Annotated in this window: 22 protein-coding genes; 18 read left to right on the top strand and 4 right to left on the bottom strand. The window is 67.7% G+C overall.

The window, feature by feature from the left end:
• Positions 1–24 precede the first annotated feature (24 nt).
• Positions 25–1,677 carry an ABC transporter substrate-binding protein gene (locus EAX62_RS11780; protein ID WP_199711270.1) on the bottom strand — a complete coding sequence of 551 codons (1,653 nt, stop codon included), beginning with the start codon at positions 1,675–1,677 and terminating at the stop codon, positions 25–27.
• A gap of 153 nt (positions 1,678–1,830) precedes the next feature.
• Between EAX62_RS11780 and EAX62_RS11775 the strand changes: the two genes are divergently transcribed.
• The 5 genes from EAX62_RS11775 to EAX62_RS11755 all read left to right on the top strand — a co-directional run bounded on the left by EAX62_RS11775 (position 1,831) and on the right by EAX62_RS11755 (position 7,095).
• Positions 1,831–2,571, top strand: a complete 741-nt coding sequence (locus tag EAX62_RS11775) for a FadR/GntR family transcriptional regulator (protein ID WP_121901920.1) — start codon at positions 1,831–1,833, stop codon at positions 2,569–2,571.
• 75 nt (positions 2,572–2,646) lie between these two features.
• Positions 2,647–2,946 (top strand): Asp-tRNA(Asn)/Glu-tRNA(Gln) amidotransferase subunit GatC, encoded by a 300-nt coding sequence (gene gatC / locus EAX62_RS11770; protein WP_121901919.1) that lies wholly within the window; start codon positions 2,647–2,649, stop codon positions 2,944–2,946.
• Positions 2,943–4,463: an Asp-tRNA(Asn)/Glu-tRNA(Gln) amidotransferase subunit GatA gene (gatA, locus tag EAX62_RS11765; protein WP_121901918.1), complete on the top strand. Its 1,521-nt coding sequence runs from the start codon at positions 2,943–2,945 to the stop codon at positions 4,461–4,463. The genes gatC and gatA overlap by 4 nt, the downstream gene beginning before the upstream one ends.
• Positions 4,460–5,947 (top strand): Asp-tRNA(Asn)/Glu-tRNA(Gln) amidotransferase subunit GatB, encoded by a 1,488-nt coding sequence (gene gatB / locus EAX62_RS11760; RefSeq protein WP_121901917.1) that lies wholly within the window; start codon positions 4,460–4,462, stop codon positions 5,945–5,947. Before gatA ends, gatB begins: the two co-directional genes overlap by 4 nt.
• A 38-nt stretch (positions 5,948–5,985) precedes the next feature.
• Entirely contained in the window at positions 5,986–7,095 is a 1,110-nt protein-coding gene (locus EAX62_RS11755; protein ID WP_121901916.1) for a Gfo/Idh/MocA family protein, read from the top strand.
• A 146-nt stretch (positions 7,096–7,241) separates the two neighbouring features.
• Here the strand turns inward: EAX62_RS11755 and EAX62_RS11750 are convergent, their stop codons facing one another.
• Positions 7,242–7,982 carry a CPBP family intramembrane glutamic endopeptidase gene (locus EAX62_RS11750; RefSeq protein ID WP_121901915.1) on the bottom strand — a complete coding sequence of 247 codons (741 nt, stop codon included), beginning with the start codon at positions 7,980–7,982 and terminating at the stop codon, positions 7,242–7,244.
• Positions 7,983–8,084: 102 nt separating this feature from the next.
• Here EAX62_RS11750 and EAX62_RS11745 point away from each other — a divergent pair, with 102 nt between their 5' ends.
• Positions 8,085–8,651 carry a TetR/AcrR family transcriptional regulator gene (locus EAX62_RS11745; protein ID WP_121901914.1) on the top strand — a complete coding sequence of 189 codons (567 nt, stop codon included), beginning with the start codon at positions 8,085–8,087 and terminating at the stop codon, positions 8,649–8,651.
• Positions 8,652–8,675: 24 nt separating this feature from the next.
• Here the strand turns inward: EAX62_RS11745 and EAX62_RS11740 are convergent, their stop codons facing one another.
• On the bottom strand, positions 8,676–9,287 hold the full coding sequence (locus tag EAX62_RS11740) for a TIGR03085 family metal-binding protein (protein ID WP_158600658.1): 612 nt from the start codon (positions 9,285–9,287) through the stop codon (positions 8,676–8,678).
• A 52-nt stretch (positions 9,288–9,339) separates the two neighbouring features.
• Here EAX62_RS11740 and hisI point away from each other — a divergent pair, with 52 nt between their 5' ends.
• From hisI to EAX62_RS11690, 10 genes are read left to right on the top strand one after another with little or no spacing between them, the layout of a single operon-like run.
• Entirely contained in the window at positions 9,340–9,678 is a 339-nt protein-coding gene (gene hisI / locus EAX62_RS11735) for a phosphoribosyl-AMP cyclohydrolase (RefSeq protein WP_121902145.1), read from the top strand.
• On the top strand, positions 9,675–11,168 hold the full coding sequence (locus EAX62_RS11730; protein ID WP_121901912.1) for an anthranilate synthase component I: 1,494 nt from the start codon (positions 9,675–9,677) through the stop codon (positions 11,166–11,168). The genes hisI and EAX62_RS11730 overlap by 4 nt, the downstream gene beginning before the upstream one ends.
• Positions 11,165–11,581 (top strand): hypothetical protein, encoded by a 417-nt coding sequence (locus EAX62_RS11725; RefSeq protein WP_121901911.1) that lies wholly within the window; start codon positions 11,165–11,167, stop codon positions 11,579–11,581. The genes EAX62_RS11730 and EAX62_RS11725 overlap by 4 nt, the downstream gene beginning before the upstream one ends.
• Before the next feature lie 45 nt (positions 11,582–11,626).
• Entirely contained in the window at positions 11,627–11,836 is a 210-nt protein-coding gene (locus EAX62_RS11720; RefSeq protein WP_121901910.1) for an HGxxPAAW family protein, read from the top strand.
• Positions 11,833–12,618 carry an indole-3-glycerol phosphate synthase TrpC gene (gene trpC / locus EAX62_RS11715; protein WP_121901909.1) on the top strand — a complete coding sequence of 262 codons (786 nt, stop codon included), beginning with the start codon at positions 11,833–11,835 and terminating at the stop codon, positions 12,616–12,618. Before EAX62_RS11720 ends, trpC begins: the two co-directional genes overlap by 4 nt.
• Positions 12,615–13,616 (top strand): DUF808 domain-containing protein, encoded by a 1,002-nt coding sequence (locus EAX62_RS11710; RefSeq protein WP_121901908.1) that lies wholly within the window; start codon positions 12,615–12,617, stop codon positions 13,614–13,616. Before trpC ends, EAX62_RS11710 begins: the two co-directional genes overlap by 4 nt.
• Positions 13,617–13,626: 10 nt before the next feature.
• Positions 13,627–14,865: a tryptophan synthase subunit beta gene (gene trpB, locus EAX62_RS11705; RefSeq protein WP_121901907.1), complete on the top strand. Its 1,239-nt coding sequence runs from the start codon at positions 13,627–13,629 to the stop codon at positions 14,863–14,865.
• Complete coding sequence (trpA, locus tag EAX62_RS11700) at positions 14,862–15,716, top strand: tryptophan synthase subunit alpha (RefSeq protein WP_121901906.1); 855 nt, start codon at positions 14,862–14,864, stop codon at positions 15,714–15,716. The genes trpB and trpA overlap by 4 nt, the downstream gene beginning before the upstream one ends.
• A complete protein-coding gene (locus tag EAX62_RS11695; protein ID WP_121901905.1) occupies positions 15,713–16,333 on the top strand; it encodes an SCO family protein in 621 nt (206 codons plus the stop codon). Before trpA ends, EAX62_RS11695 begins: the two co-directional genes overlap by 4 nt.
• Positions 16,334–16,384: 51 nt before the next feature.
• Positions 16,385–17,380 (top strand): Gfo/Idh/MocA family protein, encoded by a 996-nt coding sequence (locus tag EAX62_RS11690; RefSeq protein WP_121901904.1) that lies wholly within the window; start codon positions 16,385–16,387, stop codon positions 17,378–17,380.
• A 43-nt stretch (positions 17,381–17,423) separates the two neighbouring features.
• Here EAX62_RS11690 and EAX62_RS11685 read toward each other — a convergent pair whose 3' ends face one another.
• Positions 17,424–17,855, bottom strand: coding sequence for a hypothetical protein (locus EAX62_RS11685; protein ID WP_121901903.1), 432 nt, complete (start codon positions 17,853–17,855; stop codon positions 17,424–17,426).
• 95 nt (positions 17,856–17,950) lie between these two features.
• On the opposite strand from EAX62_RS11685, the gene EAX62_RS11680 reads away from it, so the two are divergent.
• Together EAX62_RS11680 and EAX62_RS11675 are read left to right on the top strand one after the other, a co-directional pair.
• Positions 17,951–18,496, top strand: a complete 546-nt coding sequence (locus EAX62_RS11680) for a GNAT family N-acetyltransferase (protein WP_121902144.1) — start codon at positions 17,951–17,953, stop codon at positions 18,494–18,496.
• A 71-nt stretch (positions 18,497–18,567) separates the two neighbouring features.
• The gene (locus tag EAX62_RS11675) at positions 18,568–18,888 is read left to right on the top strand and encodes a maleylpyruvate isomerase N-terminal domain-containing protein (RefSeq protein ID WP_121901902.1); all 321 of its coding nucleotides are present in this window, start codon (positions 18,568–18,570) and stop codon (positions 18,886–18,888) included.
• The last annotated feature ends 178 nt before the right edge of the window (positions 18,889–19,066 follow it).

Here is a 19,066-nt window from a genome sequence, read left to right as displayed (position 1 = left end):
TGCTCCCCGCCCGCGGCGGGTGGATCAGTTGGACGAGGAGACGTCGACGAACGACAGTCCCGTGACAGCAAGCGGCTTGAAGTTCTGCAGCGTGTCGGGGTTGAACGCCGTCGGGGTCTTCCGGTGGAAGATCGGGTACAGCGGCACGTTCTCGGCGACGAGGTCGAAGACCTGCTGCCAGAGCTTCACCTGGTCAACACCGGAGGCCTCGCCGGCCTTGTCGAGAAGGTCCTGCACGGCCATGTAGGACTCGGATCCCTTCCAGTGCATGCGTGAATCGGTCCACGTGTCGCCGGCGTACCACCAGCGCAGCAGCAGGTCGGCGTCGTCACCGAACACCGACGGGTCGCCCGGAGCAACGACGATGTCGAAGGCGTCAGGCTTGCCGTCGATCGTGGCGTAGACGTCGCTGGACTTCTTCTCCTCGTAGGTCACCTTGAGGCCGGCGGCCTCCAGGGATTCCTTGATGATGGGGCGTGCAGCGCTGAAGAAGTCGTGGTCCGACGCCAGCAGGCGGACGCTCGTGAGGCCGGTCTCGGCAAACATGGCCTTGGCCTTCTCCGTGTCCTTCGTGTAGACGGTGGCCGCCTCCTTGTAGGAGGGGTGCTCCTTCTGGACGAAGCAGGTGGCGGGGGTGGCCAGGTCCGACATGCCGACGGAGCAGATCTGGTCGTAGTCCAGGGCGTACATGACGGCCTGGCGGTTCTTCACGTTGCTCATGGGCTCGGAGCCGCAGTTGAACATGGCGAACACCAGCCCGAAGCCCTGCTGGGCCGCGACACTCTTGCTCTGCGACAGGGTCGCGAGGTCCGAGGCGGGGACCGAGTCGATGGCCTGCACCGTGTCCGAGCTGATGGCGTTGGTACGGGTGGAGGCGTCGGGCAGGATCTGCCACGTCATCGACGCGGCGAGCGCGGGATGGGGGCCGTTGTACTTGTCGTTGCGCTCGAAGATGACCTTCTGCGACGCTGCGCCGTTGTCGGTCATCGTGTAGGCACCGGTGCCGATGGGCGCCAGGTCGAACGCCTTCGCGTCGGCCTCAACAGCCGCCTTCGGGACGATTTTGACGACCGAGAGACGCTCCGGGACCAGGGAGAAGGGGTACTTCAGCGTGAAGGTGACGGTGGTGTCGTCCTTCTTGGCCACGGAGTCCAGGAAGGGCAGGAAGGCCGCGTAGAGGGACTGGTTGGCCTCGTCGAGGACGCGCTGGAAGGAGAACACGACGTCATCAGGGGTGACGGCGTCACCATTGGTGAACACGGCGCCGTCGCGGAGGGCGACTTCCCACGTCTTGTCGTCGATCATCGTGGGCATGTCGGCGCCGAGTGCCGCGTAGACCTCGCGGGTGGCGGGGTGGATCTCGGTGAGACCCTCCATGGTGTGCCAGTTGGCGGCCAGGGTCAGCGCCGACGTGGTGGTCATGGGGTCGTAGCCGTTGGTGCCGAGCTCGTACGAGATGCCGGCTGTGATGGCGCCGTCGTTCGAGGGAGCGGCGGGTGTGCCTGCTGCGCTCGACTCTGTGCCGCCGGTGGGCGCGGGAGCAGATGTTTCTGCGGGGGTGGTGGTGCCACATGCCGCAAGGCTGGCGGTGATGCCGGCGGCGGCGGTTGTCGCCCCGATCAGCTTCACGAAGGAACGGCGGGACAGGCCCATCCGGGCTTCCTCGGGGAGATGCATCGTTGAACTCCTAGATTGTTCTGACGTCTGATGACTGACGTATGCCTATAATAAACACATAAACGTCAATGAGGCAACGGTTGCCATAGTTACGGTTGGATATCGGGAGGGGCAACACCTGTGGCCCCGACACGGAGCAGGGATGAGGAAGCAATGACGCAAGGTGCACCCCCGAGGCAGGGCATTCGTGCAAGCGGGTCCCTGGCAAACGAGGCCGCCCGCGAGATCAAGCGGTTCATCCTGTCGCAGGGTTTACGAACAGGCGACCCCTTGCCCAGTGAGTCGGAGCTCTGTGACCAGCTCGGCGTCTCCCGTTCCTCCGTGCGCGAGGCCATCCGTACCCTGCAGACCCTCGACATCGTCGAGGTCCAACATGGGCGTGGCACGTTCGTGGGGTCCATGTCCCTCCAGCCGCTCGTGGAGACCCTTGCCTTTCGCTCCATCATCAGCCCCGGCGACGACTTCCGGGCGCTGCGTGAAGTGGTGGACGTGCGGATGAGTCTGGACCTCAACTTCGCGCAGCGCATCGTCGGGCACTTCGCAGGCACACGCAACGAGGGCCTGCACGCACTGGTGGACGAGATGGTGCAGGCCGCCAAGCGAGGGGAGTCGTTCGCTGCTGCGGACCGCCAGTTCCACACCCAGCTGCTTCGGGAGACCGGACGCGAGATGGTCTCGCAACTTGTCGCTGCGTTCTGGGACGTCCACACCGCCGTGCTGCCGCAGCTGTCGATCCCCACTCCCGATGACATCGAACTGACCGCCCGGGCGCACGGTGATGTGTTGGATGCTGCGGAAGCCGGTGACGTCGAGGCGTACTGCATCGCGGTGAAGGAGCACTACGCCCCGTTGCTCCGCGTCCTGGACGCCACCGACGCCAAGCCGGTGGCCTGACTGGGGGACGCTCGCGCAGAACCCCTAGGATGGGCGCGTCCTTCAAGACCTGAAGCCCCCTCTCCCTAGGAGCGAATCGTGGCGTTGACCGCTGACGACGTTGCCCGGCTCGCCGGGCTCGCCCGCCTCCACCTCACCGAGGCGGAGTGCGCTGAACTGGCACCCGAACTCGACATCATCTTGTCCTCGGTGGATCAGGTGGCCGCGGTTGCCCGCGACGACATCCCGATGATGACGCACGCGCTGCCGCTGACCAACGTGATGCGGGACGACGTCGTCACGCCGTCCCTGACGCCTGAGCAGGCACTGTCAGGGGCCCCCGCCACCGAGGACGGCCGGTTCCGCGTCCCCCAGATCCTGGGCGAGGACGCATGACCGACGCCACGTTGCTGACGAAACCAGCCCACGAACTCGCCGCAATGCTGCGCGCCGGCGAGATCACCTCCGAGGAACTCACCCGAGCGCACCTCGAGCAGATCGAGGCGCTCAACCCCACGTTGAATGCGTTCCTGGCGGTCGACGCCGACGGTGCGCTGGCCACGGCGCGCGCCATCGACGCCCGCCGCGCCGCCGGCGAGGAGCTGGGCCCGCTCGCCGGTGTCCCCATCGCCGTCAAGGACAACTTCTGCACCCGTGACCTGCCCACCACGTGCGGGTCCCGGATGCTGGAGGGCTGGGTCCCGCCGTATGACGCCACCATCATCACGCGGCTGCGCGACGCCGGCCTCGTGATCCTCGGCAAGACCAACATGGACGAGTTCGCCATGGGCTCCTCCACGGAGACCTCCGCGTTCGGCCCCACCCGCAACCCGTGGGACATCGACAGGATCCCCGGTGGATCCGGCGGCGGCAGCTCGGCCGCGGTGGCCGGGTTCCTGGCGCCCCTGGCCGTGGGGTCCGACACGGGCGGCTCCATCCGCCAGCCCGGCGCCGTGACGGGCACGGTCGGCGTCAAGCCCACCTACGGCGGTGTGTCCCGCTTCGGCGTCGTGGCCATGGCCTCCAGCCTTGACCAGCCCGGGCCGGTGGCCCGCACCGTCCTCGACGCGGCGCTGCTCCACGAGGTGATGGCCGGGCACGACCCGCGCGACTCCACGTCGATCGACCGGCCCGTACCTGCCCTCGCCGACGCGGCGCGACTGCGTGACGTGCGCGGCATGCGTGTCGGCGTCGTCAAGGAACTGGGCGGGGAGGGCTACGACGTGGCCGTGGAGGCCAGGTTCCTCGAAGCAGTGGAGCTCCTGAAGGAGGCGGGTGCCGAGGTCATCGAGGTCTCCTGCCCCCACTTCACGTATGCGCTGAGCGCCTACTACCTCATCCACCCCGCCGAGGTCTCCAGCAACCTGGCCCGCTTCGACGCCATGCGCTACGGCATGCGGTGCGGTGACGACGGCACCAACGGCGCCGAGGCCGTCACCAGCATCACTCGTGGCGAGGGATTCGGGCGAGAAGTCAAGCGTCGCCTCATCATCGGTACGCACGCCCTCTCCAGCGGTTACCACGACCAGTACTACGGGTCCGCGCAGAAGGTTCGCACGCTGGTGGCACGGGACTTCGACGCTGCATTCGAGCTGTGCGATGTCCTGGTGTCCCCGACAACGCCCACGGTGGCGTTCAAGCTGGGGGAGCGGATGAATGATCCTCTCGCCATGTACAAGGCCGACCTCTGCACCATCCCGTCGAACCTGGCCGGCAACGCGTCGGCCTCATTCCCCGTTGGGGTATCCGATGAGGGTCTCCCCATCGGCCTGCAGGTGATGGCCCCGCCGCTGGCCGACGACAGGCTGTACCGCATCGGCGGTTGGCTGGAGGCGGTGCTGGAGGAAACCTGGGGTGGACCGCTGCTGCAGCAGATGAAGCCCCTGCCCGAGACCAAGGCGGTGTTCGCATGACTGAGATTCTCGACTACGACGACGTGCTGGAGAGCTTCGACCCGGCCATCGGACTGGAGGTGCACGTCGAGCTGTCGACGGCCTCCAAGATGTTCTGCGGCTGCTCCACCACCTTCGGGGCCGAACCCAACTCGCAGACCTGCCCCGTCTGTCTCGGTCTTCCCGGCTCACTGCCCGTGGTCAACGCCAAGGCCGTGGAATCCGCCATCCGCATCGGACTGGCACTGAACTGCCAGATCGCGCCCTGGGGGCGCTTTGCCCGGAAGAACTACTTCTACCCGGACATGACGAAGAACTTCCAGACCTCGCAGTACGACGAGCCCATCGCCCACGACGGCTGGGTGGATCTCGAGGTGGAGGGCGAGATGTTCCGCATCGAGGTGGAGCGCGCCCACATGGAGGAGGACGCCGGCAAGCTGACCCATGTGGGCACCAGCGGTCGCATCCACGGCGCTGAGTACTCCCTCCTGGACTACAACCGTGCCGGCACCCCCCTCATCGAGATCGTCACGAGGCCGATCCTGGGCACGGGTGCTAAGGCACCGCAGGTGGCCAAGGCCTACGTGTCGCACCTGCGTGACCTCATGCGCGCACTCAAAGTCTCCGACGTCCGCATGGAGCACGGTTCGCTGCGCTGCGACGCCAACATCTCGCTGGCGCACAAGGGTGCACAGGAGCTGGGTATCCGCACCGAGACCAAGAACGTGAACTCGCTGCGCTCCGTCGAGCGGGCCATCACCTTCGAGATGCGCCGGCAGGGGGCGCTGCTGCTGGACGGAGGCCGGGTGAAGCAGGAGACCCGTCACTTCGACGAGGCCACCGGCACCACCCGCTCCGGCCGGTCCAAGGAGGAGGCGCAGGACTACCGCTACTTCGCGGAGCCCGACCTCGTCCCGATCGCGCCCAGCGCCGAGTGGATCGAGGAGCTGCGAGCCACGCTGCCCGAGCAGCCCGTCGCGCGGCGCAAGCGCCTTGCGACTGAGTGGGATGCCGATGAACTGGCCATGCGCGACATCGTGGCCGTCGGGGCCATGGACATGATCGAGGAGACCGTCGCTGCCGGGGCGCCGCCCCAGGCCGCCCGCAAGTGGTGGGTGGGTGAACTGGCCCGCCGTGCCAACGAGGGTGGCGTCGAGCTGGAGGAACTGCCCATCACGCCCAGGGATGTGGCCGAAGTGTGCGCGCTGGTGGTCTCGGGGGAACTCAATGACAAGCTGGCGCGCCAGGTCTTCGAGGGTGTCCTGGCGGGGGAGGGCAGTGCCCGCGAGGTGGTGGACGCTCGCGGACTCGCCATCGTCTCCGACGACGGCGCCCTCAAGGAGGCCGTTGACAAGGCCATCGCCGCCAACCCTGACGTGGCCGCCAGAATCCGTGACGGCAAGCACCAGGCCATCGGGGCACTCATTGGCCAGGTCATGAAGGCGATGCGTGGACAGGCAGACGCCGGTCGCGTCCGGGAGTTGGTGCTGGAGGAGCTCGGCTGACCCTGTCCTGGGCGGCTCCAGCCGTGATACACACACCTATGGGCACTGTGAGATACGGCATCGTCGGGACCGGCTACTTCGGGGCGGAGATGGGGCGCAGCCTCGCCGCCCGCCCGGACGCTGTGGTGAGCGTCGTCCACGACCCCGAGAACGCCCGGCAGGTGGCGGACGAACTCGGCGCCCGTGTCGCCGGCACCGTCGAGGAGCTCTGCCGCGACGAGGACGTCGACGTGGTGGTGGTGGCCTCGCCGAACTGGGCACATCTGGAGCCTGTACTGCTGGCGGCCCAGGCGGGCAAGCACGTGTTCTGCGAGAAGCCGATCGCGCTGTCGTACCGTGACTGCGCGGACATGCTGGAGGCCACGACGTCCGCTGGCGTGTTGTTCATGGCGGGTCACGTCACGCACTTCATGGCCGGCGTGCGTCGCACCAAGTCCCTCATTGCCGACGGCGTGATCGGTGACGTCCTGTTCTGCCGGGCGGTCCGTACCGGCTGGGAGGATCCCAAGCCGTCGGTGAGCTGGAAGAAGCAGCGGGAGCTCTCCGGGGGCCACCTCTACCACCACATCCACGAACTGGACCTGGTGCAGTCGATCATGGGGCCGGCGCGGGTGGCCACCATGGTCGGCGGCAACGTAGCGCACCAGGGCGCCACCTTCGGTGACGAGGACGACATGCTGGTCATCAGCCTCGAGTTCGACCAGGGGTTCGCGGCCATGGAGTACGGATCGGCGTTCCGCTGGCCCGAGCACCACATCCTCATCCAGGGAAGCCTCGGGGCCGTACGGATCGACATGCGCGAGGTGGGCTGCGAGGTGCGGACGCCCGAGCGGGCCGAGCAGTTTCTGCTGCACCGCACCCGTCAGGAGGACGATGAGCGTCGTGGCATCCAGTCCGACCGGGGCACTGACGGCCCCATCATCTATGGCAGCCCGCAGGATCGGCCGCCCCGGTGGTTGCGAGGAATCATCGACGAGGAACTGGACTACTTCCAGGGCCTGGTGCTGGGTGGCGAACCGCTCGCCGAGTTCGCGGCCCTCACTGACGGGTCGGCAGCCACGGCCGCCATTGCCACGGCAGACGCGCTGACGCTGTCGCTGCGGGAGTCCCGCAAGGTGCGGATCGATGAGGTCACATCCCGCTCCTGACCACATGCTGTGTCTCCTGAGTGTGAGCGCCGCGGCCAGGGCATGGATGGGGTGCCCTGCTGCTTCGTCGCGGGGGCTGCCCAGGGAACACGGTGTGGTGTTCTTCTCCGTCGTCGCGACAGGCACTCGGGGAACACATGGCGGTGCTACGCAGGAAGCGGGGCGCGGCGGGCGATGAGGATGAGCGCCATGGCAACGACCGCTGCCAGCGCGATGCTGATGCTGTCGGTGACCAGTGTCGAGCGGGGCGTCAGGACGAATCCGGCCATGTCGAAGGTGGCGTGCAGGACGACGGCGGGCCAGATGCTGCCGGTGGTGCGCACCAGCACGGACGCGAGGACGCCGAACAGGAACGCGAAACCAATGGTGCGGAGCGTGGCGACCAGGCTCTGATCAGGGGACAGGCCCGTCACCGCGTGCGCCACCGCAAAGGCGATGGAGGTGACCACGACGGTCTCGATGGTGCCTCGCGACCAGAACACCCTCGGCAGGATCCCGCGGAAGATGGCCTCCTCCACGAAGCCCACCAGGATCGCCATCCCCGCGAACCCCAGGATCCCCGCAGCCGATGTGGAGAGCCCCTGGGCGCCTGCCAGCACGCTGATCGGGAGGAGGGCCGCCAGCACCATGGCGGCCACGGCGCCGGCGTTGTGCGTGCGCACGGGCCGGAATCCGACGGGAACCCATGCGTGGCGCACGGTGAGGATGATGGCGATGACGACGGCCAGCGGGATGTAGGCGGCGACCAGTGGCGCGTACCCCGTGAAGCCGAGAAGATAGCTGGTGGTGCCGACGACACCCAGCAACAGGACCAGTCCAACGGTGATGGCCACGAGGGTCACGTACGGGCGAAGTGGGCGGCTGGTGGGGCGTGTGGTGGTGAACATCTCAGATCTCCTCAGTGGAATACGTGTGTATTCCCCCACCGAAGATACACCTGTATTCTTGAGGGAATCAAGAGGTCCGCGGAACGATTTTTGGAGGAGATCATGTCGGCTCGCATTGCGGAGTTCGCAGACGTTGCGCTGGGCATCGTGGCGAGGGAGGGCCTGCCCGCCCTGTCCTTCCGGGCGGTCGCGGCGGAGTCCGGATGGTCACTGGGAGCCGTCCAGAAAGCGTTCGCGTCAAAGGAGGAGCTTCTTCACGCCGCCCTCGACCGGGCGCAGGCGCAGGTGAACAGCAGCGTGTCGGCGGAGCCGGCCAAACCGACGCTAGAGCGGTGGCTCGTCGGGCTCATCCTCGCCACGCTCCCGCTGGATGCCCAGCGTCGTGCGGCCGTGGTGGTGGGGGTGGCCTTCGCCGACAGGGCGCCCTTCGATGACCGCATCGCGGAGGCCATCCGTACCTCCGACGAGGGAATTCGCGCGCAGTTGGTGCGGCTGTTCGCCTGGCGACGGGCTGAGGGCGAACTCGTTGCGCGCCTCGACGACGAGGCCCTCGCACGGCTGGTCCTCGCCTTCAGCGCAGGCCTGGCGGCCCAGCTCCTCTACGACCCCCAGCCCGCGCAGGACGTGGAGAAACTCGTCGCCGACGTGATTGGTGCTGCGCTGCACTGATCACGCGGGGGGCGGGGGTCCCTCTCAGATGCCGCTTGCCGCCTCGGTGAACTTCTTCACGGCATCCGGCTCCCCGACAAGCTGCACATTGGCGTGGTCAGTGCGGCCGGAGACGAACAGCAGGATCTCCGACGGCTTGCCGATGAGGTGGACGGGGCGGGTGCCTTGGCCGAACTCCAGCTGCTTGCCGTCGTTGGTGTCGATCACAACCCTGTCGCCATAGGTCCTCGCGGTCTTGCCCGCGAACATCTTGATGGGAGTGCGCAGCGTCTCCTCGTCTTTGGGGCTGATCTCCTGGTCCCTGTCGTTGGCGCGCAGCACGTCCGTGTGGTGGATGAAGTACTCGGCACCGTTGACCAGCGAGTCCAGTGGCCGCATCATCAGGCTGGGCTTGCGCAGCCGGTCGATGAGTCCGACGAATCCATGGGAGTGCAGCGCCTCCATCTGCACGCGGGAGGTGATGGCGGCAAACCTCTCCGAGAACATGCCCAGCATCGCCTGGGGCTTGTGCTCCCTGATGAACAGGTGGGCGGCCAGGTCCTGGGTCTTCCAGCCCTCGCAGAGCGTGGGGGCGAAGGGACCGAGCTCCAGAAAGAGGTCGAGGAGCTGTGCGCGCTGGCGTTGGGCAAGAGTCATGGGTGCAAGCCTAGTTGGCAGGTGACCAGCCTCGACGCAAGGGGATGCCACAATGTCGCCCATGGGACCGCAACTGAAGTTCAATGCCGATGGGCTGCTGCCCGCCGTCGCGCAGGATGGCGCCACTCGTGAGGTGCTGATGCTGGCATGGATGGACCAGGAGGCGCTGCGTCGCACCCTGGCCACGGGGCGTGCCACCTATTGGTCCCGCAGCCGGGGCGAATACTGGGTGAAGGGGGAGACCTCGGGGCACACCCAGGCCGTGGAGTCCGTGCGCCTCGACTGTGACGGCGACACCATCCTGCTCCGCGTCCGGCAGGAAGGTGCTGCCTGCCACACCGGGAACCGGACCTGCTTCTTCACGGAACTGCGCGACGGTGACGTCGCGTGATCACCATCAATCCCACGCTCGAGGAGTTCGTCGAACTCGCCCTGACGCGCCGCGTCATCAGCGTCCACGCGCGGATGCTGGCCGACGACATCACCCCCATCGGCATCTATGACGCCCTCTGCGGGCACCGGGAGGGCACTTACCTGTTCGAGTCGGCCGAGGCGGGCGTGTGGTCCAGGTACTCCTTCATAGGGGTCCGGGCCGCCGCGACGCTCACCGAGGTCGACGGGCAGGCGACCTGGCAGGGGCGTGAACTCGTCGGAATCGGTGACGGCGACCCGCTCGCGGTTCTGCAGGAAACGCTCGAGCAGCTGGCAACCCCCGCCACCCCGGGGCTGCCGCCGTTCCACGCGGGGATGGTGGGCTACATGGGCTACGACGTCGTCCGACGCCTGGAGAAGCTGCCCGACAGCTGCGTTGACGACTTGGGGCTGCCCGAGATGATCATGATGCTCACCAGCCAGCTGGCCGTGTATGACCACCACACGTCCGAGCTGTGGCTCATCGCCAACGCCATCAACTTCGACGGTGGCGACGAGGGTGCCGAGCGCGCCCATGCGGAAGCGGTGGTGGCGGTGCAGGAGATGGCCCGTCAGCTGACGGAACCGCGACGCACGCTGGCCCAGCCCGTGGCCGACCCCGTGGCCCTCACCGTGCGCCGCCAGCGCGACCCCGAGTCCTACCGGGGCGCAGTGCGTGCTGCCATCGAGGAGATCAACGCCGGGGAGGCATTCCAGGTGGTGGTCTCCCAGCGCTTCGACATCGACAACTCCGCAGATGCCCTCGACGTGTACCGCTGCCTCCGCCTCACCAATCCCAGCCCGTACCTGTACCTGCTGCGACTCCCGGGCTTCGACGTGGTGGGCTCCAGCCCCGAGGCGCTGGTCACCGTGAAGGACGGCGTGGCCACCACGCGTCCCATCGCCGGGTCCCGGCCCCGCGGCGCCACGGATGCACAGGACAAGGCCCTGGCCGAGGAGTTGTTGGCGGACCCCAAGGAACGCTCCGAGCACATCATGCTCGTGGATCTTGGCCGCAATGACCTGGCCCGGATCAGCGAACCGGGCACCGTCGTGGTGCACGAGTTCATGAACATCCACCGCTACAGCCACATCATGCACCTCGAGGCAGCAGTCAGCGGACGGATCGCAAAGGGCTGCACCGCACTGCAGGCGACCCTGTCCTGCTTCCCCGCCGGCACCCTGTCCGGTGCGCCCAAGGTGCGTGCCATGGAGATCATTGACGAACTGGAGGTGAGCCGCCGCGGGCTCTACGGTGGCGTGGTGGGCTACTTCGACTTCGCCGGCAACTCCGACGTCGCCATCGCCATCCGCACCGCCGTGCTGAAGGACGGCGTGGCGCACGTGCAGGCTGGCGCCGGCATCGTCGCCGACTCGGTACCGGAGACCGAGGACGCGGAGTGCTCCCACAAGGCTGCCGCCGTCATATCGGCACTGGGCAGGGCTGCCGCACTGCAGGCACCCGCATGACCGGTCGGCTCACGGCGCTTCTCGCGGTGATCGGTGCACTCGGCATCGCGTTCTCGGGACTGGGCGCGGGCGCCTCCGCCGTGCAGGCGCTGGGGTGGGCCTCGGCTGCCGGCGTCGGCTTGTCCGCCATGCTCAAAGGGCCCGGCCTGCGCGTGATGGGAGTCCTGGGTGTGATGCTCGCCGCCGGGGCTCTGGCGAGCGCCGCGCTGGCGGGGGGCTGGGCGTGGCTCGCGGCGGTGTTCGCCGGCGTCCTGGCCGTGGCTGCCGTCGCGACCATCCGTCGGGGCCCCGCCTGGCGGCAGGGCGCGGCGGCACGCAAGAGGGAGCCGGTGAGGGATCTGTGGAAGCAGTTTGATGCCGGCGACGACCCCACCACGGACGCAAACGAACCCGATGGCCAGGATCCGCGATAATCTCGACACGACCAGTTCCAAGGAATGACCAGAAAGGCCCCTGCCATGGCGAGGACCCCACAGTTTTACCACCACGGACGCAGCCCTGCTGCCTGGGTGGGTTCGATCACGGCGTCAATCGGGTTCATCGTCGCGTCCATCGGGGCGGTGATGGGCCCCATGTGGCTTCTCGTCATCATCGGTGGCTCGATCATCCTGCTCGCCGGACTCGCCACCATGGTCCTGAAGGCAATGGGCATGGGCCAGCCCGGATGACCGTGCTCGACGACATCGTCGTCGGTGTCCGCGAGGACCTGGCCATCCGGATGGCCAGGACCCCGTTCGCCGACGTCGAGGCCGCCGCGCTGCAGGTCCCCGCACCGTTGGACGCGATGCACCGTTTCCGGGCCCCGGGGCTGGCCGTGATCGCCGAGGTCAAGCGCCGGTCGCCCTCCAAGGGCGATCTGGCCGTCATCACCGACCCCGCGTCCCTGGCCGCCGAATACGCTCTCGGTGGCGCCTCCGCCATCTCCGTGCTGACGGAGGAGCGGCGCTTCAGCGGCACCCTCGCCGACCTTGACGCCGTCCGCGACCGGGTGGACGTGCCCGTCCTGCGCAAGGATTTCATGGTGGAGGAGTACCAGTTCTTCGAGGCCCGCGCCCACGGCGCTGACATGGTGCTACTCATCGTCGCCTCCCTCACCGACGCCCAGTTGAGCCGGTTCCATCACCTCGCCATCGAACTGGGCATGACCCCGCTCGTGGAGACCCATACCGCCGAGGAGGTCGACCGGGCACTCGGCATCGGCGCGGAACTCATCGGAGTGAACAACCGCAACCTCAAGACACTCGAGGTGGATCTGGCCACCTTCGGCGGGCTCGCCGAACGCATCGGCGAGAACGCACTGAAGGTGGCGGAGTCCGGAATCCTGACGCCCGCCGACGCCGCCCGCGTGGCAGGGGAGGGTGCCGATGTCATCCTCGTGGGCGAGGCCCTGGTGCGTCACGGTGACCCACGCAGCGCCGTCGCTGGCCTCGTCGGGGCCGTCCGCGCATGAGTGGGGGACTCGCAGCACTCCTCGATGACATTGCCGCGCTTGCCAAACTGGCTGCCGCCAGCGTCGACGACGTGGCGGCGGCCGCGGGCCGCGCGAGCATCAAGGCTGCGGGCGTGGTGGTGGACGACACCGCCGTGACCCCGCAGTACGTCGCTGGCGTCAACCCGAACCGTGAACTCCCGATCATCAAGAAGATCGCCATCGGTTCGCTGCGCAACAAGCTGCTCATCATCCTCCCCGTCATCCTTCTGCTCAGCCAGTTCCTGCCGTGGCTTCTGACGCCTCTGCTCATGGTGGGGGGCACCTATCTGTGTTTCGAGGGCGCCGAGAAACTCCTCGAGTGGCTCCGTCGCGACGAACCCCAGAAAAAAGTGCCTGCAGTGCTGCAGGGGCGAGATGCCGAGGGAACCGTCGTGAGTGGTGCCATCCGCACCGACTTCATCCTGAGCGCCGAAATCATGGTCATCTCGCTGAACGAGGTGGCTGCCGAGGGGTTCATCTCGCGTGCCGTCATCCTCGTGGTCGTGGCCCTGGGCATCACGGCCCTGGTGTACGGCGTCGTCGCACTCATCGTGAAGATGGACGACGTGGGCCTGGCCCTGGCCGGCCGCGACTCCGCACGCTCGCAGGCCGTCGGGCGTGGGCTCGTGGCAGCCATGCCGAAGGTGCTGACCACACTGTCGGTCGTCGGCATCTTCGCCATGCTGTGGGTGGGTGGGCACATCCTCCTGGTGGGCATCGACGAACTCGGCCTGCACGCCCCCTACGCGTTCGTGCACTGGCTGGAAGGTTTCGTCATCGACGCGCCAGGCGTGGGTGCAGCCCTGGTCTGGGTCGTCAACACCCTCTGCTCCCTGATCCTCGGCGTCGCCTGTGGCTTCGTCGTGGTGGGTGTGCTGCACGTTCTTCCCTGGCCGAAGAACCACCACGGCCACGTCCAGGACAAGGCCCCGGCCGCCGACGATCCGACGGCGGGGACGGTTCACCAGAGCCGGTAGTCTGGGAGTCATGACCCTGCTTCCCGACGCCACTGGCCATTTCGGTGACTTCGGCGGCAAGTTCGTGCCCGAAGCGCTGAACGCGGCGCTGGCGGAACTTGCCTCCGAATTCTCCCGCGCCAGCGAGGACCCGACGTTCATCGCGGAGCTGCGTCGGCTCCAGCGCGACTACTCGGGTCGGCCAACCCCCATCACCGTGGCCGACAACTTTTCCACGCTGTGCGGCAACGCCCGCATCCTGCTGAAGCGCGAGGACCTGAACCACACGGGTGCCCACAAGATCAACAACGTGCTGGGGCAGGCCCTGCTCACCAAGCGCATGGGCAAGACCCGTGTGATCGCCGAGACGGGCGCCGGGCAGCACGGTGTGGCCACCGCCACCGCCGCCGCCCTCATGGGGCTGGAGTGCCGCGTGTACATGGGGGAGGTGGACACCAAGCGCCAGGCGTTGAACGTCGCACGCATGCAGTTGCTGGGCGCCGAGGTGTACGCCGTCGCCGCCGGGTCCCGCACGCTCAAGGACGCCATGAACGAGGCCATGCGCGAATGGGTCTCCAGCGTCGAGACAACCCATTACCTCATCGGTACCGTCGCCGGCCCGCACCCGTTCCCCTGGATGGTGCGTGAACTCCAACGCATCATCTCGACGGAGGCGCGTGCCCAGATGATCGAGGACCACGGTGGGCTGCCCGACCACGTCGCAGCCTGCGTGGGGGGTGGCTCCAACGCCCTCGGAATGTTCGCCGACTTCATCCCTGACGAAGGTGTCAAGCTCTGGGGCTACGAGGCGGCTGGCGACGGCATCGAGACGGGCCGCCACGCGGCCACCATCTCCGCCGGGACCATGGGGGTGCTGCACGGCGCCCGCACCTACGTGTTGCAGAACGAGGATGGCCAGACCATCGAGTCGCACTCGATCTCGGCCGGACTGGACTACCCGGGCGTCGGCCCCGAGCACGCATGGTTGGCCAAGAGCGGTCGCGCCACCTACGAGGGTGTCACCGACGCCGAGGCCATGCAGGCATTCGGGGAGCTGACACGGACCGAGGGCATCATGCCAGCCATCGAGACCGCCCATGCCCTGGCTGGCGTGAAGCGGCTCGGACTGCGTCTGGCCGAGGAGCAGCCGGATGCCCGCCCCACCATCCTCGTGTGCCTCTCAGGCCGAGGGGACAAGGACGTCAGCACCGCCTTCGAGTGGTTCGGCATGTCAGGGGAGCCCGACATGGTCGTGGGAGGCATGGAATGAGCAGCGTGGCCACGAACAGGTTCACCGACGAGTCCCGCCTCGGGATCTCCGGCAAGGTTCTGGCGGCCTGCGCGGCACAGAACCGTGCAGCCCTCATCGCGTACCTCCCCGTGGGGTACCCGAGCGTGGACCAGAGCCTGGAAGCCTTCCGTGCCCTGACTGACGGAGTGGGAGTCGACCTCGTGGAGATCGGCATCCCGTACTCCGACCCGGTCCTGGACGGCATCGTGATCCAGCACGCCACCACCAAGGCCCTGAGTCGGGGTGTGCGCACGCGAGACGCCTTCCGCGCCGCCCGGGCCGTTGCCGAGCGCGGGTGCACCCCGTTGGTCATGACCTACTGGAACCTCATCGAGCAGTACGGCCCCGACGAGTTCGCCCGCGACCTCAAGGAGGCCGGTGGCGCCGGCGTCATCACGCCCGACCTCACACCCGACGAGGCCGGGGTGTGGCGAGCCGCCACGGACAAGTACGAGCTGGACCGCATCTTCCTCGTCGCGCCCAGTTCCACCGATGATCGCATCGCCTCCACCATGGCCGCCTGTCGCGGCTGGGTGTATGCCACCAGCGTCATGGGTGTCACGGGCACGCGCACCACCACGTCGTCCGCCGCGCCCGTGATTGCGAGCCGTGCCAGGGCCGCGGACCACCAGCTCCCCGTGGGCATCGGGCTGGGCGTCTCCAACGGCGACCAGGCCGCGGAGGTGGCCAAGTATGCCGACGCAGTCATCGTCGGCTCGGCGCTGCTGCGCTGCCTGGACTCGGACGGCGCCGACATGCCCGGTGACCTCGACCGGCTCCGCGCCCTCGTCGACGAACTCGCCGATGGCGTTCGGAGGGGTCGGGCGTGATCCCTCGCCGGAGCCTGCTGGGCGCGCTCCTGCTCGTACCACTGGCGGCCTGTGGCTCCGACGTGCCACCCGCCAGCGTGCAGGCCGACGACGATGGTTACCACGGCACCGGACTCACGGATGGCTTCGAGATGCCGGACGTGGACCTCACGGATCAGGACGGAAACCCCTGGAACCTGGCCACCTCGCCCACCACGAAAGCCATGGCGCTGTTCTTCGGCTACACCAACTGCCCGGACATCTGTCCCGGGATACTGGCCGACATGGCCACCGCCAAACGGCGGATGCAGGACGGGCTTGGCAGCTCCGTCACGCTCGTCATGGTGACCACCGACCCGGCGCGCGACACCCCCGAAGTGATGAAGGCGTACCTGGAGCGCATCGACGAGTCGTTCATCGGTGTGACGGGAGATCTGGACGTGATCTCCGGCATCGCCAGTTCCATGGGCATCGCCATCGAGGAGGGCAAGAAGCTCCCCTCCGGTGGCTACGAGGTGGACCACGGCTCCCAGATCCTGGGCGTCGGCGCTGATCATCGGGTGCAGGTCATCTGGACCGAGGGCTACAGCGTCAAGGACCTTCGCGAGGACTACGCCACGCTCATTTCCCGGCAGTGAGGGCGGGACGCCACCGGCCCGGATGGCCGGTCGGCGGCTAACATCTCCGGCATGGAAACAGTGCGATGGGGCATCATCGGCGTCGGAGACGTCACCGAGGTCAAGAGCGGACCGGCCTTTCAGAAGGCAGCGGGATCGCAACTGGTTGCGGTGATGCGCAGAACTGGGGCGAAGGCCGCCGACTATGCGGCCAGGCATGGTGTGCCCAGGTGGTACGACAACGCCGACGAGCTCATCCACGATGATGAGGTCGACGCCGTCTACGTGGCCACCCCACCGGACTCCCACCGCGAGTACGCCATACGGGTTCTCGAGGCCGGCAAACCGGTGTACGTGGAGAAGCCGATGGCCCGCAGTGCCAGCGAGTGCATCCAGATGAATGACGCCGCCGAGAGTGCGGGTCTGCCGTTGTTCGTCGCCTACTACCGCCGCGCCATGCCCCGCTTCGAGACGGTCCGGCGTCTGCTCACCGAAGGGGCCATTGGTCGATTGCAGGCCGTGACGATCCGCCAGTTGCGCCCGGCGGATCCCACAGACGGTGACGTCCTGCCGTGGCGGTTGCGACCGGACGTCTCCGGCGGTGGCCACTTCGTGGACCTTGGTTCGCACACGCTGGACCTGCTCGACCATCTCGTGGGGCCCATCGAACACGTCACGGGGCACGCGAAGAACCGCGCCGGGACCGGGGCAGCGGAGGACCTGGTGGGTGCCGTCCTGCAGTTCGAGTCCGGGGTGGTGGGGACCGGATTGTGGTGCTTCGATGCCGGCGAGGAGCTGGACGAGGTCCAGCTCGTCGGTTCTCGTGGCACGCTGAGCTTCTCGGTCTTCGACGAGCAACCGCTGGAGCTGCGGACCAACGACGGACTGCAGAGCATCCCTGCGCCCTATCCCGACACCGTGCAGCAGCCGCTCGTGCAGAGCGTCGTCGACGAACTTCTCGGGCGCGGGATGTCCCCCAGCACCGGGGTCTCGGCGCTGCGCACGGCCCGGGTCGTCGACGCCATCCTGACCGACCACAGGGCTGCCCACGGCGTGACCCTTGGTTAGTGCTGGAATCCCCACGTCCTGAGGGGCGTGTCCCTGGCGGGCATCACCGGAGCGGAGGCGTCATCGTAACGGGTGCAGAAGGCGTCCGGCCGTGCACCGTGCAGGCGGCGAGGAGGCAGGCGACGACAGGGATGGCGAACAGGCCGATCGACAGGATGGAAACCATGCTGAACACGGCCGACAGGATGGTCAGCGTCCAGGCCACCGGGCCGGCTCCCGGGCTGGATCCGCGCAGCCAGAGTGCGAATGCGGTTCCGAGCGCCAGCAGGAAGGGGACGGCTGCCACCACCACTCCGCTGGCACCGTTCACGCCCACCAGCGTCAGAGCCCGCTGCGTCACAGCGCCGGTGGAGTCCGCGCCCTCCCCGCCGTAGACGGGCACTGTGAATGCCCCCACGAGCAGGACCCCCGCCCAGATGAGGGCGATGGCCAGGGCGATTCGCTCACCCCGGCGCGATCCCGCCCACCGGTTCATACGTGCACGTGCTCGGGAGACAACACGCAGACCTCGCAGGCGACACCCATGTATCCAGACTATGACGTCCAACCCCGCCACGTACGATGGTCTCGATGACTGGATCCATCCTGAATTCCCCGGAGTTGCGCCCGCTGCGGCAGAGCGACACCCCGGCTGTGCTCGCGGCATTCCTGTCCAACCCCGACATGCGGCGCCAGGGCGACGTCAGCTCACCCGAGACGGCCGCTGCCTACGTGACCCACCTCCTGCACTCTGACGGACCGCACCGGGCGTTCGCAGTCGTCACCGGTGACGAACTGGTGGGGCTCGTCGCCGTCACCATGGATGCGAAGAATCGCAACGGGTGGTTCTGGTACTGGATGCGCGAGGGCTCCCGGGGGCGCGGGTGGACCACGTGTGCGGCAGCCACCATCGCCAACTGGGCGCTCACGGCCGGGAGACTCGAGCGGCTGGCGCTGGGGCACCGGGCCAACAACCCCGCGTCCGAGTCCGTGGCACGCGCTGCGGGTTTCATCCACGAGGGCACCGAGCGGGAAAAGTTCCTGGTGGATGGTCAGCGCATTGACGTGCTGACGTATTCTCGGCTGCGCAGCGACGCCGTGCCCACCACGACGGAGCTTGCCTGGCAGCACGTCTGACGCGCCGGATCACCCACGGTGCACCGCGGCGTTCCTGCCCGACGTGGTGCCGTCACGCGTAGCGTGTCGCCATGAACACGACACTGTCGAAGCACACCGAGGCGCGCCGTCCACTCGAGGCAGTCCTGGAGTCGGGTCCCGCGGATCGTTGGTCAGCGCAGTCGCCCTGCGAACACTGGTCCGCTCGAGACGTGGTGCGCCACCTCATCGACACACAGCGCGAGTTCCTCACGGCATCACTCACCGACGAGGAACTCGACGTCATGGATTCCCTGGCGCAGGCCTACGGGGACGTGCTCTACACGGAGGGCGTCTGCAAGCCGGAAGTCGAGTGTGCCTCCGGCGACGACAGGCAGGCGAGGGTGCTGGCAAAGCTGGGGCGCCGCGCCTAGCGGTGGACGTGCCGATGGGCTGGACCAGCCGTCGCCGGGGGCGCAGACCCACTGCCCCGTTTCAGCCGGGCAACAGTTTTGCAACGCGAAAGTTACGATCGTGCTACAGAGCCGGATCCGGCGGTTTCGACCGTTTTACTCTGCCTATTCTCACTATCCGGGCGTCCGCTGTGACGAC

Source organism: Tessaracoccus antarcticus (assembly GCF_003688855.1).
In the GTDB taxonomy this organism is placed as follows: Bacteria; Actinomycetota; Actinomycetes; order Propionibacteriales; family Propionibacteriaceae; genus Arachnia; species Arachnia antarctica.
This window is presented reverse-complemented; position numbering and strand designations above follow the sequence as displayed.